Annotated in this window: 21 protein-coding genes; 9 read left to right on the forward strand and 12 right to left on the reverse strand. The window is 52.6% G+C overall.

Annotated features, from left to right (window positions below):
- Positions 1–73 precede the first annotated feature (73 nt).
- Positions 74–1,306, forward strand: coding sequence for a lytic murein transglycosylase (locus J1836_RS19320; protein WP_207252749.1), 1,233 nt, complete (start codon positions 74–76; stop codon positions 1,304–1,306).
- Here the strand turns inward: J1836_RS19320 and J1836_RS19325 are convergent.
- The 6 genes from J1836_RS19325 to J1836_RS19350 form a co-directional block, all read right to left on the reverse strand.
- Complete coding sequence (locus J1836_RS19325; protein WP_207252750.1) at positions 1,292–2,923, reverse strand: SWIM zinc finger family protein; 1,632 nt, start codon at positions 2,921–2,923, stop codon at positions 1,292–1,294. The two genes, J1836_RS19320 and J1836_RS19325, sit on opposite strands and share 15 nt — an antisense overlap.
- On the reverse strand, positions 2,923–6,192 hold the full coding sequence (locus J1836_RS19330) for a hypothetical protein (RefSeq protein WP_207252751.1): 3,270 nt from the start codon (positions 6,190–6,192) through the stop codon (positions 2,923–2,925). The genes J1836_RS19325 and J1836_RS19330 overlap by 1 nt, the downstream gene beginning before the upstream one ends.
- Positions 6,189–7,748 carry a reverse transcriptase family protein gene (locus J1836_RS19335; protein WP_207252753.1) on the reverse strand — a complete coding sequence of 520 codons (1,560 nt, stop codon included), beginning with the start codon at positions 7,746–7,748 and terminating at the stop codon, positions 6,189–6,191. The genes J1836_RS19330 and J1836_RS19335 overlap by 4 nt, the downstream gene beginning before the upstream one ends.
- A 306-nt stretch (positions 7,749–8,054) precedes the next feature.
- Positions 8,055–9,395 carry a radical SAM/SPASM domain-containing protein gene (locus tag J1836_RS19340; RefSeq protein WP_207252755.1) on the reverse strand — a complete coding sequence of 447 codons (1,341 nt, stop codon included), beginning with the start codon at positions 9,393–9,395 and terminating at the stop codon, positions 8,055–8,057.
- A 10-nt stretch (positions 9,396–9,405) separates the two neighbouring features.
- On the reverse strand, positions 9,406–9,807 hold the full coding sequence (locus tag J1836_RS19345; protein WP_207252756.1) for a hypothetical protein: 402 nt from the start codon (positions 9,805–9,807) through the stop codon (positions 9,406–9,408).
- Between the two features lie 152 nt (positions 9,808–9,959).
- Entirely contained in the window at positions 9,960–10,118 is a 159-nt protein-coding gene (locus tag J1836_RS19350; RefSeq protein WP_207252758.1) for a hypothetical protein, read from the reverse strand.
- A gap of 20 nt (positions 10,119–10,138) precedes the next feature.
- Between J1836_RS19350 and J1836_RS19355 the strand changes: the two genes are divergently transcribed.
- The 3 genes from J1836_RS19355 (at position 10,139) to J1836_RS19365 (ending at position 12,393) form a co-directional block, all read left to right on the forward strand.
- Positions 10,139–10,474, forward strand: a complete 336-nt coding sequence (locus J1836_RS19355; RefSeq protein ID WP_207252759.1) for a hypothetical protein — start codon at positions 10,139–10,141, stop codon at positions 10,472–10,474.
- Positions 10,475–10,826: 352 nt separating this feature from the next.
- Complete coding sequence (locus J1836_RS19360) at positions 10,827–11,765, forward strand: Lcl C-terminal domain-containing protein (protein ID WP_207252761.1); 939 nt, start codon at positions 10,827–10,829, stop codon at positions 11,763–11,765.
- A 22-nt stretch (positions 11,766–11,787) separates the two neighbouring features.
- Complete coding sequence (locus J1836_RS19365) at positions 11,788–12,393, forward strand: Lcl C-terminal domain-containing protein (protein WP_207252762.1); 606 nt, start codon at positions 11,788–11,790, stop codon at positions 12,391–12,393.
- Between the two features lie 50 nt (positions 12,394–12,443).
- Here the strand turns inward: J1836_RS19365 and J1836_RS19370 are convergent, their stop codons facing one another.
- Genes J1836_RS19370 through J1836_RS19395 form a run of 6 tightly spaced genes read right to left on the reverse strand, consistent with a single transcriptional unit; the run spans position 12,444 to position 18,709 of the window.
- Entirely contained in the window at positions 12,444–13,625 is a 1,182-nt protein-coding gene (locus J1836_RS19370) for a pyridoxal-phosphate-dependent aminotransferase family protein (protein ID WP_207252763.1), read from the reverse strand.
- 43 nt (positions 13,626–13,668) lie between these two features.
- Entirely contained in the window at positions 13,669–14,625 is a 957-nt protein-coding gene (locus J1836_RS19375) for an HpcH/HpaI aldolase/citrate lyase family protein (protein ID WP_207252764.1), read from the reverse strand.
- Positions 14,622–15,695, reverse strand: coding sequence for a cysteine protease StiP domain-containing protein (locus J1836_RS19380; RefSeq protein WP_207252765.1), 1,074 nt, complete (start codon positions 15,693–15,695; stop codon positions 14,622–14,624). The genes J1836_RS19375 and J1836_RS19380 overlap by 4 nt, the downstream gene beginning before the upstream one ends.
- Positions 15,692–16,426, reverse strand: coding sequence for an HAD family hydrolase (locus J1836_RS19385; protein ID WP_207252766.1), 735 nt, complete (start codon positions 16,424–16,426; stop codon positions 15,692–15,694). The genes J1836_RS19380 and J1836_RS19385 overlap by 4 nt, the downstream gene beginning before the upstream one ends.
- Positions 16,423–17,523: a phosphoribosyltransferase domain-containing protein gene (locus J1836_RS19390; protein ID WP_207252767.1), complete on the reverse strand. Its 1,101-nt coding sequence runs from the start codon at positions 17,521–17,523 to the stop codon at positions 16,423–16,425. Before J1836_RS19390 ends, J1836_RS19385 begins: the two co-directional genes overlap by 4 nt.
- A gap of 49 nt (positions 17,524–17,572) precedes the next feature.
- Positions 17,573–18,709, reverse strand: coding sequence for a trypsin-like peptidase domain-containing protein (locus tag J1836_RS19395; RefSeq protein ID WP_242632928.1), 1,137 nt, complete (start codon positions 18,707–18,709; stop codon positions 17,573–17,575).
- Between the two features lie 132 nt (positions 18,710–18,841).
- On the opposite strand from J1836_RS19395, the gene J1836_RS19400 reads away from it, so the two are divergent.
- From J1836_RS19400 to J1836_RS19420, 5 genes are all read left to right on the forward strand, one after another.
- Positions 18,842–19,867, forward strand: a complete 1,026-nt coding sequence (locus J1836_RS19400) for an ATP-grasp domain-containing protein (protein ID WP_207252768.1) — start codon at positions 18,842–18,844, stop codon at positions 19,865–19,867.
- Between the two features lie 91 nt (positions 19,868–19,958).
- Complete coding sequence (locus tag J1836_RS19405) at positions 19,959–20,558, forward strand: TerD family protein (protein ID WP_207252769.1); 600 nt, start codon at positions 19,959–19,961, stop codon at positions 20,556–20,558.
- A gap of 10 nt (positions 20,559–20,568) precedes the next feature.
- Positions 20,569–21,786, forward strand: a complete 1,218-nt coding sequence (locus tag J1836_RS19410) for a TerD family protein (protein WP_207252771.1) — start codon at positions 20,569–20,571, stop codon at positions 21,784–21,786.
- 24 nt (positions 21,787–21,810) lie between these two features.
- Positions 21,811–22,389 (forward strand): TerD family protein, encoded by a 579-nt coding sequence (locus J1836_RS19415; protein ID WP_207252772.1) that lies wholly within the window; start codon positions 21,811–21,813, stop codon positions 22,387–22,389.
- Between the two features lie 37 nt (positions 22,390–22,426).
- Positions 22,427–23,035 carry a TerD family protein gene (locus tag J1836_RS19420; protein WP_207252774.1) on the forward strand — a complete coding sequence of 203 codons (609 nt, stop codon included), beginning with the start codon at positions 22,427–22,429 and terminating at the stop codon, positions 23,033–23,035.
- The last annotated feature ends 30 nt before the right edge of the window (positions 23,036–23,065 follow it).

The following is a 23,065-nucleotide window of genomic DNA, read 5'->3' on the forward strand; positions in this document are numbered from 1 at the left end:
GTCCTTCATCAAACCTTTCCCAATATCTCTGCTATTATACGTCGATGATTTTTCGAGTGTGTGGAACGGCTGAATGAACCAGAAGTGGTTACATTGGTTGCCGATAGGATTATTGCTCGCCGTAGTGTTATTCGGTTACAGCTTCACTGTAGATACCGCGTTTGATGCATGGAAGCAGCAATTTCGTCAGGTTGCCATAGCGGAAGGTATTCACGTTGAAACCGTGGATAATGCTTTGCGCGGCCTATTGCCTGACAGTAAAGTGTTGCGTCTCGAAGCCCATCAACCCGAATTCACCAAAACCGTCTGGGAATACCTCGAAACTGCTGCATCGCCTGAACGCATCGCCAAGGGGCAAAGCCTCTTGCACGATTACGCGCCACTGTTAACCCAAATCCACGCAAAATATGGCGTACAACCCGAATACCTATTGGCGGTGTGGGGGCTAGAAAGCAATTTCGGTAACCATACGGGGCGTTACGGTATTGTGCGCTCATTAGCGACGTTGGCATATGCTGGTGAGGTTGAACGGCGGGATTTTTGGCAAAAGCAATTACTCGCAACCTTACGAATTCTGCAACAAGGCGATATGCCGCCCGTTTCTATGCAAGGGTCATGGGCAGGTGCTATTGGGCATACGCAGTTTATTCCCACCACCTTTGAGTCCTATGCGGTTGATTTTGATGGCGATGGCAGACGTGATTTGGTAAACAGCATTCCTGACGCACTGGCTTCAACCGCTAACTACTTGGCAAGTTCTGGCTGGGAACGCGATCAGCCGTGGGGTTTTGAAGTACGTTTGCCTGCGAATTTTGATTGGTCGCAAGCGGATGTGGATTTCTGGTTACCGTTAAATATCTGGGGCAAGATTGCGGGCGTCACTGCCGTCAATGGGCAGGCGTTGGATAGCAGCACGAGCAATGCGTTTGTGTTGCTGCCTGCGGGTTATCGAGGGCCAGCGTTTTTGGCGTTACGCAACTTCGATGCGATTCTCAAGTACAACAATGCGCAGAACTATGCGCTCGCCGTCGGTTATTTGGGTGATCGTATCCAAGGCAAACCGCCGCTGTTGGCAACGTGGCCTACGGAGGAGTTGCCGTTGAGCCATGATCAGAAGTCCGAGTTGCAGGCATTGCTTACCTCGGCGGGTTACAGCACGGATGGGGTAGACGGCAAATTGGGACCGAATACCCGTTCAGCATTACGGCGCTGGCAACAGGAGGCGGGTTTCCCCGCCGATGGCTACGCGACCTTGCAACAGTTGGACGTGTTACGTCAGCGCATCGCCGCCTCAACTCCCCGCTAACCGCACTGCCAGCATGTGCTCACACGGCCCTTGATTCAGCTTGTTCTGAATATAGAAATGGCAAGAACACCGTGCCTCCACCAGCCGCATATCCGCATCCAGCGTAATCTCCGGCTGGTACGTGTGCGCATTGTCGATCACTTCACCACGCACTAACTGCCGTCCGTTTTGCTGCGCTTCCCGCGCCACCACCGTTACCAAACCCGCCTTACGGAAATTATCCGCCTTGGCTTCGCGTTCATTGCTAAAACGCAGCTTATCCATCGGCAACGGGTCTTTGCTGAGTTCACGGATGCGGTACACATCCTTATCCATGTCATACAACACCCGACCGTATTGTGAATAAATCCCCAGCGCGGATTTCACCGTCAGCACATCCAAGCCCAGACGCAATGCCAGCGAAGTCGCACTTTCCTGCCAAGTGGTTTGCAAGGCTGCAAATACCTGTTCCGCCGTGACGCTATCGACCTCTCCTCGCGGAGCCATCAAATCGAAATTACCCATGCGCGAAAAGTCATTGGCACTCCAACCCGATAAGCCCAAGGTGAAGGTCATGTGTTCCATTTCCGCGACCCAGAAACTCGGTAAACCCGAACCCAACAGACTCACGCGGAAATGCTTCACGATGGGCAACAAACGTTCCAGTATAAACAAGCGCCGCCGTCCCCAAATCCGCACTTCCTGCGCCGCATTGCCCGTGTAAATACTGCGCGGACACGTCAAGGTTTCACCCCACGGATCAAACTTCACTTGAATCGGTTGATCCGGTGTCAGGCAAAACCGCAAGGAACGCGGCCCGGTTTTTTCCTTATGCCGCTTCAAAAACAGCAGGATATTGTACATATCCATCGGGTGCAGATTGAACTGCGTAAACGGTAAACTCATCGCCGAACTGACTTGCAGGAAACCGCGCACCCAACTGTCCGGCAGGTCGATTTTCTCTTCCTTGAAGTCATCACTCAGGTCAGTTTTTACCTCAAAGCCCGACGGATCAATCACAAACTCGGTGCGTTTGTAATCGCGGATTCTCTGAAATTCCTGATACAACGCGTGCGAATAGTCGATATTGGTCGTGCCGTAGGCGTGTTCGCGCACATGTTGGAACACTTCGTAGCGGCAGCTCAGTTTGCCGTAACTGGATTCGTCCTGCGAAAAGCATTCAAAGAAAATGCTATCGGGGTGAACCGTGATTACTGGATCAAGCACATACCACGCGTCAATATCGTTTTTGTATAAATACTGGAAATACTTGGAACGTGCAGTGTAGAACGGCGACAAAACGGCACTTTCGGCGTGTTGCACTTCGCGCATTTGCTGGCGTAATTCATCCAGTTGCGTTTTAATCTGCCCCTGTTTTGCCATGGCTTCTGCTAAGAACACATCCTCTTGCGCTTTCAACCACGCCTTGTAATCGGATTTGTCTGTGGGCTGAAAGCTCATATCCGACACTACCACCTGATGCAGCGCAGACATGGCTTCGCGGAAGGGAATATGTTGCCCCAAATCCGCTGCAAAAAACGTCGGGTTACGCAATGTATCCGGCACGAAGGACATAGTCGTTTCACGGCTAGTGTTCGAGACTTGCGAGTTGCCGTTATATTTTCTGGAAAACTCCATCAGAAAGCCCTCACTGCGGGTGCGATCACGCGCACTGGCGTTTGTTGGATGCCGTAGCGGTTTTGCAATTCAAACAAGGTCTTGATGTAACGCGCTTTATCGGCAATTACGCGGCTCAGGGATTGGTCGGTGAACAAGGTCGCTACCATGCGTGCCACTTGCTCATCCTTGCCGGATTCGGTGAATAGGAAGGCAATCACCCGATCTTTCACCAAACGCCCACGATTGACTTGCGACAACACGGTATTGAAATAGCCTTGTAATTTGAGGATGGTGTCGGGCTTGCCACTGGCGTATTGCTGCAAGAAATTCGACACGAACAATTGCACGTTGTTGGCAGGGTGCTGGCTGAGTTGCAGCAAATAGGTTTCGCCTTCGCCATGTTCAAAGCCACGCAACACCAGTTCGCGCCCAAATTGTTGCACATCGTGGTAGACCTGATCACACACCGCTACCACGCGTTCGCTTGTCCAAAAGTCCGTTTCAAATGCCGTAAACAGGGCAATGGCTTGAGTGCGGGTATCGTCCCAACGGTTATCCAAAATCCGCACGGCTTCGGCGAATTGCTCCGTCACCCGTGCAGGATCAGCTTGCAACGCTGCCATTGCCCACGTCCGCACTTGCAAGGTGGGAATTTTGGTCAACATCGCCAACTGCTTGATCGAAAATGCATCGGCAGGGTGGGCAGACAAAATGATTGCCCCCGCCCGTTCCGCCAATTTGCTTTTTGCGGTGAGCAACCGCCACAGTAAGTTTTGATCAATTTCGGCATGAATCGGTGCAACCGCTTGCACAATCGCCAGCATATCCTCGCTGTAACCGTCGACAGGTTCGGCTTTGAACAGCACGGGCAAAATGTGCGCGAAAATGTCCTTCTGGAAATCGGCATCTTGAACCGACAACACCGCCAGCCGCGCACCACGCCGCAATTCAGCATTTTCATCGGTCAGCGCATTGAACAGCAGTACGCGGTATTCGCGTTTTTCGGCATCGCTTAACTTGCCAATCAGTGCAATGCCCAAGACTTGCAGCGCAGGTTCGGGACGAGCCAATAACAGCGGCAACAGCGTATGGTTGTTGGGCATCGCGTACACGTAATTCTTGGCGAACAACTGCACATCATCATGCGGCGAAAGCAGCAAATCCAACAACAAATCGGGGTTTCCCGCAAAATGCGCCGGTGTCAGATTCGCCAAACCGTGATGGCGGATGGCGGCAAACTGCGCGTTCAACAGTGCGAATACCACCTCAGTTTGCGGCAAGCTATCCCGCAAATGTTCCAGTGCCAGCAGCGCGGTATTTTCGTAAGGGCGTACCACCAGTTCCAGCCACGTTGCTTGCGCTTGTTCCTGCAAGAATGCGGTTTGCGGTTGCAGGCGGCGGAAGGCGAAATCATTCACCATCGCCGCTTTGCAGTGGCGCAAAATGTAGAGCAAATCCTGACCCGCATACGCCCACAAGGTAGCAAACGCTTCTGGCTGATTGGCTTCGTTCTGGCGATTTTCCTGCAAAAACCATGCACCCTTATAGTCTTGTTCGTACAAGTGACTGTGACGGTGCAGGATGAAATTCATTGCCACCAAGTCGGGGAAATGAATCAGTTGTTTCTTCGGGGTGCGTTGTGCAACAGGTGAGGCATCGTCCGCCAACACCAAAACTTCCCGCGCCAGTTGCAAATAATCGTTGGGTGAAAACTTACCTAAGTTGCGTAAATGGCGCACGGTACGACGGCGTAAATAGCGTTTGCTTTGCTGGGTAAAACTGGGGTTTTCTTCGCGCCAGCTTTGCCGTCTGCCATCGTCGGGCGTGGTTTCCAACCGATGATTCAACACGGCTAAGGCTTCGTGATCATCCAAAAACTCTGCCATTTTGTAGAGCTTGCGGAACGATGCCGTAAACGATTGGTTGATCGGCGCATGTTGGATAGCAGTGAACGCCAGCGCACGTTTGTCCGGTTCGACACTGGCAAGCGCGTACAAACTCACCACCTGCTGGCTGTAATGTTCCAGCAATTGTTCTTTGGGTTGAAGGGCTTCTTGGCGCAAATCGGCAAAACGGTCTTGGAATAAGCGTCGCACATGGTACGCCAGTGAGGTGTCGTATTTGCTGCGAATATCAGCGGCAATGGCGTATGAGTAGCCATGAAACCAGTGATCAGCATTGAGCGTGGGAATAATGCGGTTGACCACGCCTTCATACGCATCATGGCTGCGTAAGAGGGTGTAGCATTGTTGCAAACGTTCTGCGGACACGTCTTGCTGGCGTTTGTAGTAAGCGTTAGCACTCCGGCTCTTATCCAGCAGGGCGTTATAGTGGTAACGCAATACGTCCATAATCGCGGGTTCGAGTTCCGGCACGGCGGCTTTGTTGGCTTGAATTGTGGCATAACTGGCGGCATCTACACGCAGTTGGATGAAATCCTGATCCGCATCTGCCAACACGGTTTGGCTCAATGCTTGCTCGACAGCAGCATTCAACCCGTGCCAGTGCAGTACTTGCTGGATGTATTCCCTACCTTCCTTGTTCACACGGTCGAAGGACATCGCGGCGTAGTGATCGAAGGCTTGGATGGCTTCGATGGCTTGCACGGCATCCAACGTTTGGTCGAATTCCGGCAAGCAACTTTCCGGTGGCTGCCCGATTTGCAAGCACGCAAATTGATAGAGATGCGCGGGGATTTTGTCTTGGAGCTGCTGCAATACGGCGAACGCGGCAGGGTCACGGGTGCGCCCCGCTGCCCATGCGATGCTGTAATACGTCATCGCGTCGTCTTTGGCTTTGGCAGGCAGATTGGCGAGCAGGGCTTGCAGTGCGGCGGTTAGGTCGGGAATGCGCAATTCGCCCGCTTTCCACACGCTGCGACTCAGGCGGTAGCCGTCAATCGTAATCGTGTCGCTCTCGGCGAATTTTTGCAGACGTTCGAGGATTTGCTGGTCGCGGCTTTGGGCTTTTTTGCCTTTGCAGGGTGCGGTTGTGGGTTGCGCGGCGGCACTTGCGCCGATGGTTTCGCCCGTTACGGGATTGTAGCCCATTAGCACTTGGTAGCCTTTGTTCATCTTGCTGACCAGCAGGCTATCGGCGACTTTTTTGGCTTTGGCGGAATCCACGGGCGCGGCGGTTTTGCTGCCTTCGGTCAAGGGTTTGCCGGAACGTCCGTAGCGGAAATTGACCAAATAGCTGTCATCAGCGGCTTCCACAATGTCAACTTCGTACACTTTGTCGGATGTGCCATCCTGAAAGCGTAGGGTAGTACGGCGAATCAGTTTCATGATTTACCTCCGATGATTTGTTGGACTTCGATAATCACATCGCGGTGTTGAATCGTGTCATCCAGCGTCGGTGCTGGCTTGATGGCTGCAATGCGCATCGCGTCCAGTGGCAACTTGCCTTGCGCGGCGCGTTCGCGGAATTGCGTGGTGCTGAACTTCATTGCCACATTGGGTTTGCCGTGTTTTTGCTGGATAGCGGCAATCTGTTGCAGAAATTGGCTGCCTTTTTCCGGGTTCACCATGCGCACGTAATGGGCGTAACTTTTGATGCTTGCCAGAATGTTGTAACCATTGCCCCAGCTTTTGTCGCCATAGCCGTCTTTGTCGATTTGGAATAGCAGGGCGCGAAATTGCTTGAGCTTTTTGTTATCAACCGACAGGTGTTGGTTGACCACAATGCCAGTGACTTCCTGCTTGCTGCCCTGTTTCATGATGCGGGTTTTGTCGGGGTGGACGTTGAAACCTTCCGCTGTCACCGTGGCTTTTGCGCCGTATAACAGGGCGGGAACGGCGGCAGTATCCGTGCCGGAAAAGGTCAAATCGTCGGCGTAACGGGTGTAGGCAAAACCGTGTTTGGTCGCCAATCCTTGCAAGCGCTTGTCCAGCGTGCGGCAAATCACGTTGCTCAACGCGGGGCTGGTGGGTGCGCCTTGCGGCAGGCGGCGGCTAGATGAATTCAGGTAATAGCGTTGCCCATCCATTTCCACGGTTTGCGTTTCGGGTTCGGAACACAGCAGCGCGAGCAGGGACGCGACCTCGTGGTTGTAGCCGAGTTGCGCGAATGTGCCTTTGATACGCGGGTAAGTGACGGTGGGGAAAAAGTCTTTCAGATCCATATTGATCACGACTTTTTGCGCCAGATGCGGCTGGGCATTGCTGACAATGCTGCGCCCTGTGACGAAACCGTGTGCTTGTTCGGTGAGTTCCAGCGGTTGCAGAATATTGTCTAGCACCCAGTATTGCAGGCGTTTCAGGCGCGGCATCGGCGCGGAAATCAGGCGTGTGCCGCCGGACTTTTTCTGCATCGCAAAATGTTGGTAGTGGCACACCCGCGAGACTTGGTTGCTGTAGGTCAGAAAGCGCAATTCGTTGAGAGTAATGCCCATGCCTGCCGCGAGTTCGGCGGCATTGGAATAGACGGGTAAACCTAGGCTGTTGAGGCGTTCTGCATCGGACACATCAGCGGCGGCGGAGGGTTTGAATCCGGCAGCGTCACCGAGGTAATGGATGTGGTTTTGCTGCTTTTCGTGCCAAGCCTGAGCGCGTTGGTAACGTTCGACTTCGCGTTTAACTTTGGTATCAATGCGTTGCTGGCGAGCCGCTGCCATGCGTTCTTGGTGGATGGCTTTGAGCGCGGCTTTCGGGTCGGTAATTTGCGACGATAAGGCATTGATTTGGCGTTGCAAGTCACCACGGCGTTTGATTAGGGATGCTGCCAGTGTTGGCTGTGCGTCTTCCTTCCAGTAGCCCAAGCGTTGCATCTCGCTGAGGATGTATTCATCCTTGGAGGTTTCTTTAATCTTGTCGTAGAGTTGCTGGCGGGTGAGTTGGCTCATGCAAATCCCTGATTTTTAGTTATTTTTAATGAAATAGCCGACACGAGGTCGGCTATTAGGCAGTAAATCACCTTCGTTCATCCAGAAGATCAGCTTGCTACACTCGATGCGGGGACGGCCTACTGTGCGATATTGGTTTCCTAGAAACGCAATGCAATTCGCACAGTAGGCCAGTCCCCGCCCTAGTAAAGAGCAAGCTGATGTCGCTTTGACAGGCTTTATGCGCGAACAGCGATCCACTGTTCAACAGGCAAGGGTTCATCTACTGTGGAAGTAATTTAATAGATTTTGTTTATTTGGTCAAAATCAGGCGGATGAACGGGCATTGCGCATATCCCTGACATTCTGTTCAGCCTCGTGCTGTAATGCGCTGGATAATTCAGGGTTTTCCGCTAACCATGCTTCCGGCCATTGGATTTTATCAGCAGTAAAGCGCATGGGATCAGCGGCAGTGGGGCTGAGTACATCTTCTTCAAACAGATCAAAAACACCATTATCGAACGGTAAACCACTGGCGGCTTTGCGTAAGGCGAAACGTTCGCGCACGCCATTCGATGCATTGACTAGGGAACGGTGGTAGCAATAGGGATTGTTACCGCGCCGATCAAAGAATACGTGGGCTGTCCAATTGCATGCGCCCCGGCACAATTCTGCAAAATCACAGGTTTTGCAGAAGCCCCATAGGTGATCCGTGGCTGCGGGTGTTCCGGCACTCAGGTTGAAGGTCAGTTCGTCGCGTTCGGTGAGGATGGTAGCGAGTGAAGCCTCGCGGATAGTCCCGCCAGAATAAGCAGCCGTCGGCAGCGATGGGCAACCTTTGATCGTGCCATCCGCTTCAATGCCGATAGTGCGCAAGCCTGCAAAACAGCCCTGCCAGAATGACCATTCTGTAGGTTTACCAAAACCCCGCAACATGCGCTCATACGGGCCGTAGTAACCAAAGTTATTGCCGGGTTGCACGTAAAACCCTTGTGGATAGCCGCGCTTGGCGAGGTTGGCTATCAAGGGATGGAACACTAACAGTTCGTCGGGTTGCAAGAGGATGTCAGCATTATCCGCCGCGTTGCCCATCGGTACAGTCATTTGGATTTGCCAGCCTTTCGCACCCGCATCCACTAATGCCTGAAACAGCAGCGGAAATTCGGGGGCAGACAGGCGGTTGACTTGTGTGTTTGCGCCAAACGTCAGCCCTGCTTGTTGCAAGTGCCCCATCGTTTCAAAGGCGTATTTCCACGAGCCGATTTTGCCGCGCAAACGGTCGTGGGTGTTACGCATTCCATCGACAGAAACCGATACTTGATTGATACCCGCTGCTTTCATGCGTTGTGCGGTGACTAAATTGATGCCATAACCGCCCGTGGTCATGGAGCAAATCATGCCGCACTTGACGATTTCAGCCGCAATTTCCAACCAGTCGCTGCGCAAGAAGGCTTCGCCACCAATTAGCGTGACTTCGGTGATGCCGACATCAGCCATTTGATGCACCAAATCCAGCGCTTCAGCCGTGGATAGCTCATTGACTCGTGCATCACCCGCCCGCGAGCCGCAGTGACTACAGGCAAGATTACATTTCAGGGTAATCTCCCAGACGGCGTAACAACTGCGTGTGCCGGGGGCATATTGTGTGATTGTTGGGGTGTCGGTCATGGTGTGAACCTTAGATGGTTGTTGGGGTGTCACCGGATTGCTCGGCAGGTGCTCGAATGCCGCCGTAAACCGGTTGAACGCCAGTTGGTTCGCCGGGAAGTATCACGCCGTAAACCGGTTGTACATCGGGTGGGGTCGGTTCATCGGGGACAATTGCGCCGTAGACTGGCTGTACATTCGGCGGCGTGGGTTCTTTATCAAATTGCGCGAGCAAGCGTTGGATCAGGTTCATGATATTCTGAAAAATATCTTTTGACTGATTATTGCCTTGTGGAGCGCACGATTGGTTTTTTGCCCCGTTAGAAAAATTGTCCAAATGCTGGGCGGCATTGCGCACCTGTTGGTTTTGATTGCCGCCACTTCTGGGGAGTACCGGCGAGGTGTTGGCTTTGTTTCTGTTCTGAATATCCATATCGAAAAATCTCCATAATGTTCGTAAGAGTAAGTAGAGATTTTTAGGCTGGATACTGCTGTTGTTTCTAGGTTATTCAGATTAGCGGTTATGAAAACGGGATTAGCTAAACGGCACGTACAAGCGCTGCTGAAATTCGACGAATAGCTTTTTCACATCAGCGGCTTTACCCAGCTTTTCCGGCATATCGTGGATGCCTTGGTATTAGCATTCACCGCACGGCTGATCACTTGTAATTGTGCGGCGGCGTAACCTTTTGCCTGTAAGCCATCTAGCAAGCCTTGGCGGGTTTCGGGCTGATTAGTGATCAAACGCCTCAAAAGTTTGCTGGATGTCGATGGGCTACGGGCGTACAAAGGCTCAAAACTGGCTGAGCTGTATCTACACGGCAAATTATTGTACGCCAGCCGTGCTGGAAAAGATGACGCAAAGCTGTTTTGCCAATGCCAAGCGCAAACTCGACAATCCCCGCCAACTCACCGATTGGCGACTCTGGAGAACTGTCGCGGATGACCTTAAAGCGTGTTTCCCTGTCGATGCACGCTTTGGGGATGACAACATCAAGAGTTTGAGCGAACGCCCCAGAAAGCGGATGTTGCAATGTTTGCCCAGCCCGCTTCTTGTCCTGTTGAATCAATGTCGCGAAATGGAGTTGAGTCGTGTTTAATCAAGGGGATAGGAGCTAGGGGCGGCTATTTTCGCAGTAACGCAGAAGAATAGCCATCAGCGCAGGGTAAAAGTAATTATTAATAAAAACTATCAAAAATTGATTTCAGTTTAATTATTTTATGACAATGGGATTGTTGATAATTATCATTCTTATAAGTGGATAAATCATTTATAAATAAAGCCATAAATCCAGTGAAATAAAATTCCCCTCTGGGGGTACTTTAGGAATGATTGGCTTTATTAATCTAAATTCAAAGTTTATCTATTATTCGTGATGGGAGGTTTTTATGGCCTTGTCATGCGTGTCAATGCAGCCTAAACGTTTTGCAGTGCTGCCTTCAGTCGTTCTGATGTGTTCCCTTTTCCTCTTGAGTGCCTGCGGTGGCGGCGGCGGGGGTACGGTGAGTCCCGAACCAGTAACACCGGTAACACCTGTTGCTGGAGGGGGCGATGTTGTTCCCGTAACGGTAAAAACAGCCGTGTTAGCCAAGTCAACTGGCAAGCTTAATGACACGGGTATTACCTTGTGTGCCGATTTTGCCGCTGACGGCAGTAAGCGCCACAATCTTGATTTGTCCTGCGCTTTGCTTACCGATAGTGACAGCGACCCTATACCGCCTGCCAATTCTCTTGCCCGTATCGACTGTCAGGGCAAGTCGACTGGTCAGGATGGGCATGTCGGGCGTGATGTCACGGTCAATGACGTTAGTGATGGTCATGCTGGTTTCAGTTTTACCAAAGTTGCCGCCGATGGAACGGCGTTATCTGCCAGTGCCAGCGCATGGCCTTGCGTCAAGGATAATGTCACTGGCCTGATTTGGGAGGTTAAGACAGATGACGGCGGCTTGCATGACAAGGACTGGACTTATTCGTGGTACAGCACTGATTCTACCCAGAATGGCGGTAGCCCCGGTACACCAACGGCTGGTATCTGTGGTGCACCCAGTGGCTGCGATACCGAAGCATACGTAAAAGCAGTGAATGCAGCAGGCTGGTGCGGCGCTAGTGATTGGCGGATGCCGAGCCAGAATGAGTTGCTGTCGCTTATTGATTTGTCGCGTATCGACCCGGCGATTGATACGGCGTATTTCCCGAATACGCTTGCATCTTGGTACTGGTCAGGGACATCGGCTACCGAGTTCGATCTGGCAGGAGGTGGGGCTACAGGCTCCGGCGGGCTGAGCATTGTAGCGACTCATGCATGGTATATCGGCTTCGACTACGGTTATGACGATACAGATAGCCGCAACATTGACAAGCATGTGCGTCTGGTTCGTTCCGGCAAATGAGCTGTTGAAGGGAGATGGGATTATGAATAGGCAATATTTAAGCAAATTTTTCGTGGCTGGGTTGCTGATGTGTGGTGTGGCTGATGCCCAGACGTGCTCTAACTTTAATATAATGGAAACAACTCCCACCAGTGATTTTACTTTCCATATTGACGGCACTGTGACCCATAACACCACGGGTCTGGTGTGGAAACGTTGTTTGGAAGGGGAAGTCTTTTCAGATAATGCTACACCGGATAATTTTTTGGATGATAAATGTACAGGTGCAGCGGCAACCATGAATTGGCAGGTAGCGATGGATCAGGCGAAACTTGCTAATGACAGTAACTTTGGCGGGCACTGTGACTGGCGAGTTCCTAATCTGAAAGAGCTGAAAAGTACTGTCGAGTACTGCAAAGGGCTTCGCAACAGTTCGGGACTTGTCGCCGCCAATAAGGTTGTTTTTCCAAGTCTTGTCGGGTTTCCTGTTCTCTGGAGCAGCAGTCCTGCAATTTCAGATAATGTGGTTGTTACGCCTGATTTTCCAGCCAATTCTGCTGCTTGGGCAGTTTACTTTAACTTGGGTGATGCTGGTCGTTTCCTCCGCAAAACGAATCTTGCAACGCGGTTAGTTCGTTCCGGTGAGTGAGTTCTTTAGCCTCCCCTGATAAAGGGGAGGCTGGGAGGATTTTTCAAACGTTACTTAGCGAAAGCTTGTTTCGCCGCCCGCACCGCCACACCGCTATTAATCTGCGCATTCATGCCGGACAACACCGCATCCAACGCGCCCAAGCAGTTCAGCACGTTCTTCTCATTGCTGGCAAAGCCCATCAAGCCGATGCGCCAGATTTTGCCAGCCAATGCGCCCAAGCCTGCGCCGATTTCCAGACTGTAATCGTTGAGCAACGCACTACGCACTGCGGCTTCATCTATACCTTCGGGCAAAGTGACCGAGTTCAGTTGTGGCAAACGGTAAGCCTCATCCACCACGAAACGCAAGCCCATCGCTTCGATCCCCGCTTTCAAGGCTTGATGGTTACGCGCATGACGCGCCCATGAGTTTTCCAAGCCTTCTTCTTGCAACATCACCAGCGATTCGTGCAGCGCATACAGGGTGTTGACCGCAGCAGTGTGGTGGTAAGCGCGTTTGCCCGCGCCACCCCAGTAAGCCATGACCAGATTCATGTCCATGAACCAGCTTTGCACGGTGGTTTTGCGGTTTTTGATGCGTTCAATTGCCCGATCACCGAAGCTCACTGGGGAAATGCCGGGGACGCACGACAAGCATTTTTGTGTGCCGGAATAAATCGCGTCGATTTCCCACTCATCCATTTTCAGTGGCGTACCTGCCAATGATGTCACGGCATCCACAATGGTCAAGCAATCGTAATCGTGTGCCAGTTTCACCAACGTTTGCGCGTCGGATTGCGCACCTGTGGAGGTTTCTGCATGGACAAACGCCACGACTTTGGCATCAGGATTCGCTTTCAGCGCGGCTTCGACTTTGTTGGGATCAACTGGCTTGCCCCAATCATCCATCACCATGATCGGGGTTGCGCCGCAACGCTCGACGTTCTCCTTCATGCGTCCGCCGAATACACCGTTTTGGCAAACGATGACCTTATCACCCGGCTCGACCAGATTCACAAAGCAGGTTTCCATACCCGCCGAGCCGGGCGCAGATACCGCCATCGTCAACTCGTTTTTGGTTTGGAAAGCGTATTGCAGCATCGCTTTTACTTCATCCATCATGCCGACGAACATGGGGTCAAGATGCCCCAGTGTCGGGCGAGCCATTGCGCCCAACACACGCGGGCTAACGTCGGAAGGGCCAGGTCCCATGAGGGTACGGACGGGCGGGTGGAAAGATTTCACTGTCATGCGTCAAGATTCTCTACTAAAGGGGGGTAAAACTAGCATCATACTATGGAAAAATAACAGGGCAAATGTGGGGTTGTACGTTGCTAACGGTATGCAGGTGGCAACCAAAATACGTGGCACGTTCCATGATTTGCACTGCCCAATGGTGATGCGTGGCAGGCTCACACATTGCGCCGTTAAACTGGAATACTGCTGGCATAGAATCATCTAAAATCCGTCGTGCTGCTTCGTAATCGCGGCTATCGACTTTCAAGGCTTGCTGGATCACCGCAATCTGGCTGGGGTGAATCACCGTTTTGCCCACCAAGCCGTGCAATAAATCGCGCTGGAATTCTGCCTGCAACACGCTGTGGTCTTGGAAATATTCAAATACAGGCGCGGTCAGGTTAAAACCGGCGGGCACACAATGCGTCACCAACATCGCCACCACATGCCCTAAGGGGCCATCGTACAGCGTGTGCGCATGGTGAGTACGCAGCCGCAAACACGACAATAAATCATTGCCACCAATCCGCAACGCAAGAATGCGCGACTTAATACCTTCATGTTGCAACTGTTCGCACAACTGGCGCACAGCACGTTCATCCAGCACTTGCGCCGTTTCTAGCGTGGGCATGAACATCCAATGCGGTGGGGCGTTTTGCACGACGGAATACCAATCCGCGAAGGAATGATTGTCGAATTTCGGTAGCACCAAGCCGTCGATGCTGTCAATCCCATCCAGTGTCAGTATGTCGTGCGCCATGCGTGGGTGGCGTGGGCGGATAAATACCAGCGGACGTGAATCGCGCTCGTTCGGCGGGTGTAATTCGTGCAAGCACTGCTGGAGATTATCCAGACCAGCAATGACTTCATCCTCGCGCAGGGAGTCTTCGAGGCAAATCACCATCGAGCGCAGGTCGGCAATTTTTTGGTGCAAAATCACGTCCAGCAAGTCGGGGCGTGTGGCGGGCATGTACAAAGTTGCGCCCAAACGGTAAGGGGATAGGGTTGGTGTCATGTGGTTTTCTTAATAATTGTGATGGCACGGTAGGGCGCAAGTGTGTCACCGACCGCTTGCAGGGGAATACTCCGTGCTGCGGCTAAGTGGCGTAACAAGCGGATGTTGGGGTCATCGAGGCGTTGTACCAGAATATGTTCCGGTACGCGGCGCATGACGGCACGCGTGGCTTCGGCAATCCCCGGTTTGAGGCGGTTAAGGTTGGTAATCTGATGCGTTTCTACTAAGTGCGCAATCGTGGTGTGTGACAGGGCAAGCAGTGGTTGCCGTTGTGCATTTGACCAGACGCACGGGCTGACATCCGCTTGTTGACGGCGGCAAGCATCCACGTCGCTGATGAAAGCATTGCTGACATCGTGCGCGGCTAGCTGTTGGTAGTTGACGCACGCGTGCCAGCCACCATCCTGCGTTAAGATCGAGCGCGATACCAAGCCGGAAACCGTTGTTCCCAATACGCCAAACGGAATCAGCCAATCTTCTCCCGATGCGGCAAGCCATGCTTTGCCGGTAGGGTCAGCCAATACGGCTAAGGGAATGTCGCCGTCAGGGTAACGTGAGCCTAGTGAGGCTTGCAGTTCGGTGTGAATCGCGCCTTTGCCGACCCAGCCATCTACCCACACAATGTCGGCGAAGGCGTGGCGTTGTGCAATCCAGTCCACGGCGGCGTGGTCGATGCCTTTGTCACGGATAATGCTGATGCCGTAATGGGTGCTGTCCACACCTAAATCACGTAAAGCGCGTACCAGCAACACGCCCAGCGGCACGCCTGCGCGTACAAAGCTCACCAGTACAATCGGGCGGTTGGGGCGGCGTTGCTGTAAGGTCAGCGCGAGGGCTTGAACTTCACGCGCCAAGCGTTCGCGCCCGTCATCAAGTGCTTGTTGGAACAAAGCTAAGTGTGCTGCATCGGGGGCGGATTCCACACTGAGCATTTCCGAATAATGGCGCTGCCCGCTTTGGATTAAGCGTTCTTTTTCGGCAATATCCGTGGTCGCCAACGCGACTTGCCGCAGCAAAAACGTCACATCGCTAGGCGGATACGAGCCGTGAAAAGCGTCAGCGGGGTTCATGACAACGACCTACAAATTTGCGTATTTGGTGGAAACGCCGCGAAGTCACACAAGCGCATAAAGCCCAAATCGGACACGCTATCGCCCATGCCAAACACGGGGACACGTCCCTGTTCAGCCGTGTGCCGCCGCAGAATTTCTGCCGCTGCTGCGCGTTTGTTGACGAAATCGGGCAGCAGCGCCAAGTTGTTGCCATTCATGTGGGTGTAGAAGCCTTGCAAGTTAAGAGTTTCACGTAAGCTGTGCAGCAGTTGCTGGAGGTCTGCTGTGCTGGCGGTATTGCTTTTGATCACCAGATACGCCGCCGTATCTTCTACCGATTCCAGCCAGCCACGTAAAGATAACCCCAGCGTTTCACCGATTTGCAGTGCCGTTGCCAACATGGCAGGCAAGCGGTCTTGGTAAGCAGCAAGCTGTGGTTGCATCTGTGAATGCCAGTCGGGGTCAAGTGTGCCATCCGTTTGCAGAATCGCCGCGCCGTGGACGCATACCGCGCCGTGTTGGAAGGGTAGGTGAACACGTTTGAAAGAGGCAATGCCTCGCGCCGTCACCGGAATCACCGTCATGCAATCTAGCGCCCAGTGGATGAAATCGTGTTGCCACGGGTGCATGAAGCTGCCGCTGTCGCTGGTTTTGCCTTGTGCGGCGGGGATTTTGTCCGCATCCGCTGGCATCTTTCGCGCTGTCTGGAACAGCGTGTCGTCAAGGTCGGTGAGTAACAAGGGCTTCACGGGTAGAACTCCAGACACGTTGGGTTCAAAGCAGTGATCAGTTCCTTATCCAGCAAATGCGCAGGTGGTTCGCTGCACAGCAAGATGCGGTCGTAGTCGCTTGGCACGACGTTGTAGAGGAAGTTGGCAATGCCTTGCCCGTAATTATCGTGCAAGCAATAGCGGTGTTGGATGCTATGCCCTAACGCAATCGGCGAGCGGGTGGTCGCACTGAAATGTACCGTCGCACCTTGCTGTTCTAGATATTCCGCCAACAGGTACGGCGGCCAGACGAATTCGCCTGTGCCTAATACCAGAATGCGTTCGCCAGCGGTGACGTTGATGTTGAAGGTGGAAACCCGATGCTGGCGCACGCCCAAACGTCCCCAATCATTCGCGGGGTTGGCGTGCCATTCACCCGTACCGAGCACATCGACTTGCGGCATTTCGGGTGGGGGCGCATCGTTAGCTTGCCAGTCCCAATGTCCTGACAGCAGTGAAACGGCAATAGCGCGTTTGCCCAACCGTTCAGCGGCTGCTCCGCCCGACCAGTCAGTGAGGGTCGCGGCGACAATGTGTTCAAATTGATCTAGCCCCGCGTGTTGCAAGGCTTCCAGCAGGTTGGCGAAGGTTTTGCCGGTGGAGGCTTCGTCATCGACCAACACCAAGGAGCGTGCGGTGCGTAGCAATTCGACATCGGCAGCGTGTTGCGGCAGGTGCAGCACTTGCTGAGTGGCGTGGCTGTGTTCTTCGCGGAATTCGACCAACACCGGCAAGTCCAGCGGGTGGCGCGTGGTACACAAATACAGCGTGTCGTCACGGTCACGACAAAGGGCTTGCTGCACCCCAGCACCCAAGGCAATCGCGGTTTCTGCCATGCCAATCACCACGACAGGGCCCGGTAAGTCGCGGGGGATTTGTGCGGCAAGCGTGTCAGTGGCGTTGCGCATGACCGCAGGCGATACCGGAATATGCCTTCCCAACACTTTGGAAACAAATAGAAAAGCACGTTTCGGGTTGCGGCGCTGCGCAAAGCCAAACAGCTCGTCCGGCGCGTGTGTACCGGATTCAATGGTGAGATTGAGCGTGCCCTGTTCGAGGGCAACGTTGATTTGCATGAAACTATCGTCCTTTTGTAGGTCGGACTTTAGTCCGATATAAACGTGGTTAACCCGCGCATTCGACCCGCCAAATGGCGTTTTGCGTTTGTGCCACCATTTGCGCGGCGGATAGCATTTGGGCGTTGGTTTGCAGGGTGTATTGAATACTAGCCGCTTCCATCAGTGCAATCGCCAAACTGTGACGGATGGCAAAATTCATGTTTTGCGCGTGGGTAAACGTGGATGACACCACGCCCAACACTGCACCCGTTTCATCCAGCAAAGGGCTGCCGCTCGAACCGGGTTGGATTGGTGCCGTAAATTGCAACAGGCGAATATCATTGTGCGCTCCAAACAAGCCCGAAATAACGCCTTGGGTGACTTGAATGCCACTGCCCATCAAGCCTGCCAGCGGATACCCTAACGTGGTGATGGCTTGCGCTAACCCTACGCCGCCGTTGCGAAACGTTAACGGTTGGCAGGGCGGGGTTGTGGTGATGCGTAGCAAAGCCAGATCGTTGGTGCTATCGCTGATAATGGGTTCGGCATCGAGATTGCCTTGCAAGGAGCTGAGGCGAATGCGACTTGCACCATCGGCAACATGCGCGTTGGTCATGAAGACTTGCGGGGCAACCAAAAAGGCGGTGCCTGTCCAATTGCCTGCGCGTGGTTCGGGGTTGCTTGGGGAAGTAAATGGCGAGCTTTCATCAATGTCCATGCCCATTCTGCGCCCTAGCGCTGCCAGACCATAGGCGGACGTTTCTGCCAATGCACGCACTTTCCATTGCCCCGCTCGGCGGTAAAATTCGGTCACGAGCAGGGCGGATGCCTGCATTTCACCCAAGGCAAGGGGGTGGCTAAACACCTCATCCATTTGCACCGTGACGTGGCTACCGACATCGACAGGGCCACGTGCGCCGTAACGGTATAAGGCGAGGTACACATGGCTAATGTTGGCATTGGGTAATTGGGTAACATCAAGTGTTACGGTGTAACTTGTACCCACTTCATTCAAGTGTGCGTTTGTCCACGCGGGGGCGGTGGCATGAGCCAAATAGGGTGCGCTAACTAATTGCTTTTCATCATTAACAGCCAATACTGCCAGACCTAAATCGTGGCGAATGTCGTGCGGAAAGGTGAGGGTGCTGCTCCAGCGTGTGCCGCTTAACAGCAGGTTTGCGCCTACGGGTAAATTCATCATCATTATTGTTACCGAGCTGTCTTGTTATGGCTGGCATGATAGCAAAAATGCCGCTAAAAATGCCTAAAATCTTTGCCATAGATAAGGCATACTAGCTGCCGTCATTATTATTAAAATTTTTAGACAGAGCCTACTATGCGTATTTGGTTTAACAAAACATTTTCCAGTATCAGTTCCGTGTTCCACAACCTGCGCCAAGCGCGTATTGAGGGGGGTGTAACCGTTATTTACAGCCATACCAATCCGGCAGCCTCGGCATTTCTGGCGGCAGCCGAGGCGTTCGTTGAACCCGCCGGTTTGGTGGGTTTGGCTTATGTCGAATGGTGTTTGCAATTTTGTCAGCAGCACCGTGTCGATTACTTTTGGCCTGCGAAAGAGTCGGTGTTAATCGTGCAACATCAGGCAGATTTTGCGGGCTTGGGCACGCAGCTTATTGCGGTGGCATCGCCGGAAACTTTGGCATTGCTCAATCACAAAGGGAACTTTTACCGCACCTTGCCTGCTGAGGTTGCACAGGCAATGGCTTGCCGTGCGGTGACGGATACCGCCGGTTTTGATCAAGCCATAGCGGAATTGTCGCAATACCATGCGGCGTTGTGTGTAAAGCCTGCGGTGTCCGTGTTTGGTTTGGGGTTTCGTATTCTGGATACGCAGCGTGACAGCATTACGCATCTGCTGAAGGGTGTGGAATATGAAATCCCCTTGGTGGAGCTGCGGGCGGGCATGGAACATACCTCGCAATTCCCCGAGTTGCTGGTGATGGAGCATTTGTCCGGCGTGGAATGGAGTGTGGATTGTGCGGGGCGTAATGGGCAGTTGCTGTGTGCGATTCAACGCCAGAAACATCCGCAAGCGGGTTACGGGCAAACCATCGACAATAACGCGGCGATTCAAGGCATGGTGGAGCGTTTAACCGCGCATTATGGCTTGAATGGTTTATTCAATATCCAATTTAAAGCAAATGCGGCGGGTGAACCGCGTTTATTAGAGATCAATCCGCGCCCTGCGGGTGGCTTTGGGATGGCGTGTTTGGCAGGCGTGAATGTGGCGGCGATTTTCCTGCAAAGCCTCAGCGGTGCAGCGGTGCATGTGCCACCTATCCGTTACGGCTTGCGGGTTAGTGAGGTGAGTACGCCGGTGGTATTACAACCATTAAGCTGAAATAACCCGATAATTCTAGGTGAGTGTTGCTTGCTTTGGAGGCTCTCTCTAAGATGCTGGCATTAAACAATACAAAAGGATGGAGATTCTCATGGCTGTTAGTTTAAGCAAAGGTCAACGTATTTCTTTGGAAAAAAGCGGTGGCGGTGGTCTGAGTAAAGTCCGTATGGGCTTGGGTTGGGATCCGGCAGTTGCGCCAAAGAAGAGCGGTTTTTTCGGCAGTATGTTTAGTGGCGGTGCGGCGCAAGACATCGACCTTGATGCATCTTGCTTATTGCTGGATGCGCAGAAAAACCTGTTGGATGTGGTGTGGTTTCAACAACTGCAAAGCCGTGACGGTTCAATCAAGCATTCCGGCGACAACTTGACGGGTGAAGGTTCGGGCGATGATGAAGTCGTTTTCGTTGACCTGAGCCGTTTGCCGAGTGAGGTGGCGCATTTAGCGTTTACTGTGTGTTCATTCCGTGGGCAAACCTTTAACGAAGTCGAAGGCGCGTTTTGCCGCTTAGTCGATGACACCAATAACACCGAACTGGCGAAATTTAACCTGTCTGAAAAAGGTGCGCATACCGGCGTGGTCATGGCGATTGTGAGCCGTAACGGGGCGGGCTGGCAGATGAAAGCGGTCGGTACGCCGACGGCGGGTGCAGTGGCGAAAGACATGATGCCTGCGGTATTGGCCGCCATCTAGGAGCAACGCGATGTCAGTGACACAATTGGTTGCTGGGGCAAATTGCCCTGTACCGCCTGAAAAACTTCAGGTTGAGGTCACGTTGTCGCCTGCGCAAGTCAGCGGGGCGGAGGTGGATATTTCTGCCTTCGTACTGGCAAGCACCGGCAAAGTGCGTGGCGACGATGACATGGTGTTCTACGGGCAACCCCGCCCCGGTAACGGCAGCGTAGCATTCGTTGCCAACGCAGTGGGACGCGCTGAATTCAACGTGGACATTCCGAAACTGCTTGCTGGCACGGAAAAAATTGCCTTTACCGCGACGATTCACGAAAACCGCAAAACCTTCGGTGCGTTCACCAGCTTGCAAGTGACGGTGAAAAATGCGGCGGGGCAAGCGGTGCTTGTCGCAACCTTGCCTGCCACTGGCATGGTGGAATCGGCATTGATTCTGGGCGAATTGTATTTGCGTCAAGGGCAGTGGAAATTCCGTGCCGTGGGGCAAGGCTTTGCGGGTGGTTTGAAGCCCTTAGCCGAACATTTTGGGGTGGATATTAGTGATGCACCTGCGCCCGCCGCTGCACCGCCGACTCCAGCACCTGCTGCGCCTGCGAAAAAGCCGATTTCCCTGAGCAAAGTGACCTTGGATAAAGCCAAACCCCGCGTGAGTTTGGAAAAGAAAACCGAGGGCTTTGGCGAAATCCGCATCAATCTAAATTGGAATCGTGATAACCAGCCTGCGCCTAAAAGCGGTGGATTGCTGGGCGGTCTGTTCGGTGGTGGCAATAAAGGCGTGGATTTGGATGTAGGTTGCCTATACGAACAGCGCGATGGCACGATCAGCGCGATTCAATCACTAGGCAACCGCTTCGGTTCATTCCGCAGTGACCCGTTTATTGAACTGAAAGGCGATGACCGCACGGGCGCAATTTCTGAAGGTGAATGGTTGCACATTAACGGGCAGCAATGGCAAACCTTTAAGCGTATTTTGGTGTATGCCTTCATCTACGAAGGTGCGCCCAATTGGGCAAAAACCGATGGTATCGTCACCATTTACGTGCCGAATGAACCGCCCTTGGAAATTCGTTTGACCGAAGGTGGCAATTCATTGGGCATGTGTGCGGTGGTCTTGCTGGAAAACGTCAATGGCGCATTGCAAGTCAATCGCGAAGTGCGTTATTTCAAAGGGCATCAAGAAATGGATCAAGCCTATCGCTGGGGCTTAAACTGGCGAGCTGGTTCAAAATAAGTGTTAAAATAAAAGGAGTGTGACATGGCTTTAAGTTTACAAAAAGGCGGCAATCTTTCCTTAAGCAAAACTGACCCTAGTTTAAGCAAAATCCTGATCGGTTTAGGGTGGGATGAACGTAGCACCGATGGCACAAGTTTCGACCTTGATGCTAGTGCATTTTTGCTGACCGCCAGTGGCAAAGTGCGCGGCGATGCCGATTTTATTTTCTACAACCAACTGAAATCCACCGATGGTTCAGTGGAACACACCGGCGATAACCGCACGGGGCAGGGTGATGGCGATGATGAATCCATGAAAGTGGATTTGAGCAAAGTGCCTGCCGAGATTACCAAAGTGGCGTTTACTGTGACGATTCATGATGCTGAAGCTCGTCGTCAGAATTTCGGGCAAGTCGCGAATGCGTTTATTCGTGTCGTTAATGATGCCACAGGAACGGAAATCGTGCGTTACGATTTAGCAGAAGATTATTCCACTGAAACCGCGATGGTGTTCGGTGAACTGTACCGCAATAATGCCGAATGGAAATTCCGTGCTGTTGGGCAAGGTTATGCGGGCGGTTTAAAAGCAATGTGTGACCAATACGGCATTAGCATTGGTTAATGTTTTTATTAAATGATTAAGATAAAGGATTTTTACAATGGCTGTTAGTTTACAAAAAGGTGGCAACGTTTCTTTAACTAAAGAAGCACCCGGTTTAACCGGCGTATTGGTCGGTTTGGGTTGGGATACGCGTGCAACGGACGGTGCTGGCTTTGACTTAGATGCCTCCGCTTTTATGTTGGGTGAAGACGGTAAAGTATTGTCGGATGACTCGTTTATTTTTTACAACAACAAGAAATCCGCGTGCGGCAATGTCGAACATCTGGGCGATAACAAAACCGGCGAAGGCGCTGGTGATGATGAGCAAGTGAAATTAAACCTTGCGGCGATGGGCGAAAATGTTAAGAAGCTGGTATTTGCTGTTACCATTCATGATGCGGAAGCGCGTAAGCAAAACTTTGGTCAAGTGAGCAATGCGTATATTCGTTTAGTGAATGCGGCGGACAACGTAGAAATTGCACGTTACGACCTGTCTGAAGATGCTAGCGTTGAAACGGCTATGCTGTTTGGCGAAGTATACCGCAATAATGCGGACTGGAAGTTTAAAGCAGTCGGTCAAGGTTTTGCTGGTGGTTTAGGCCCAATGGCAGCATCAATGGGTGGTAAGCGTTCACGCCCTCTATTAGGCATTCCAGCGAACTTGTAGTAAATTCACCCCATCCCAACAGCGAGTCAT

It is taken from the genome of Thiothrix fructosivorans (assembly GCF_017349355.1).
Classification (GTDB): Bacteria; Pseudomonadota; Gammaproteobacteria; order Thiotrichales; family Thiotrichaceae; genus Thiothrix; species Thiothrix fructosivorans.

Excerpts from the sequence above, each read along its gene's own strand:
- J1836_RS19320 (WP_207252749.1), top strand. The coding sequence starts at position 74 with ATGAACCAGAAGTGGTTACATTGGTTGCCGATAGGATTATTGCTCGCC.
- J1836_RS19325 (WP_207252750.1), bottom strand. The coding sequence starts at position 2,923 with ATGGAGTTTTCCAGAAAATATAACGGCAACTCGCAAGTCTCGAACACT.
- J1836_RS19330 (WP_207252751.1), bottom strand. The coding sequence starts at position 6,192 with ATGAAACTGATTCGCCGTACTACCCTACGCTTTCAGGATGGCACATCC.
- J1836_RS19335 (WP_207252753.1), bottom strand. The coding sequence starts at position 7,748 with ATGAGCCAACTCACCCGCCAGCAACTCTACGACAAGATTAAAGAAACC.
- J1836_RS19340 (WP_207252755.1), bottom strand. The coding sequence starts at position 9,395 with ATGACCGACACCCCAACAATCACACAATATGCCCCCGGCACACGCAGT.
- J1836_RS19345 (WP_207252756.1), bottom strand. The coding sequence starts at position 9,807 with ATGGATATTCAGAACAGAAACAAAGCCAACACCTCGCCGGTACTCCCC.
- J1836_RS19355 (WP_207252759.1), top strand. The coding sequence starts at position 10,139 with ATGTCGATGGGCTACGGGCGTACAAAGGCTCAAAACTGGCTGAGCTGT.
- J1836_RS19360 (WP_207252761.1), top strand. The coding sequence starts at position 10,827 with ATGTGTTCCCTTTTCCTCTTGAGTGCCTGCGGTGGCGGCGGCGGGGGT.
- J1836_RS19365 (WP_207252762.1), top strand. The coding sequence starts at position 11,788 with ATGAATAGGCAATATTTAAGCAAATTTTTCGTGGCTGGGTTGCTGATG.
- J1836_RS19370 (WP_207252763.1), bottom strand. The coding sequence starts at position 13,625 with ATGACAGTGAAATCTTTCCACCCGCCCGTCCGTACCCTCATGGGACCT.
- J1836_RS19375 (WP_207252764.1), bottom strand. The coding sequence starts at position 14,625 with ATGACACCAACCCTATCCCCTTACCGTTTGGGCGCAACTTTGTACATG.
- J1836_RS19380 (WP_207252765.1), bottom strand. The coding sequence starts at position 15,695 with ATGAACCCCGCTGACGCTTTTCACGGCTCGTATCCGCCTAGCGATGTG.
- J1836_RS19390 (WP_207252767.1), bottom strand. The coding sequence starts at position 17,523 with ATGCAAATCAACGTTGCCCTCGAACAGGGCACGCTCAATCTCACCATT.
- J1836_RS19395 (WP_242632928.1), bottom strand. The coding sequence starts at position 18,709 with ATGATGATGAATTTACCCGTAGGCGCAAACCTGCTGTTAAGCGGCACA.
- J1836_RS19400 (WP_207252768.1), top strand. The coding sequence starts at position 18,842 with ATGCGTATTTGGTTTAACAAAACATTTTCCAGTATCAGTTCCGTGTTC.
- J1836_RS19405 (WP_207252769.1), top strand. The coding sequence starts at position 19,959 with ATGGCTGTTAGTTTAAGCAAAGGTCAACGTATTTCTTTGGAAAAAAGC.
- J1836_RS19410 (WP_207252771.1), top strand. The coding sequence starts at position 20,569 with ATGTCAGTGACACAATTGGTTGCTGGGGCAAATTGCCCTGTACCGCCT.
- J1836_RS19415 (WP_207252772.1), top strand. The coding sequence starts at position 21,811 with ATGGCTTTAAGTTTACAAAAAGGCGGCAATCTTTCCTTAAGCAAAACT.
- J1836_RS19420 (WP_207252774.1), top strand. The coding sequence starts at position 22,427 with ATGGCTGTTAGTTTACAAAAAGGTGGCAACGTTTCTTTAACTAAAGAA.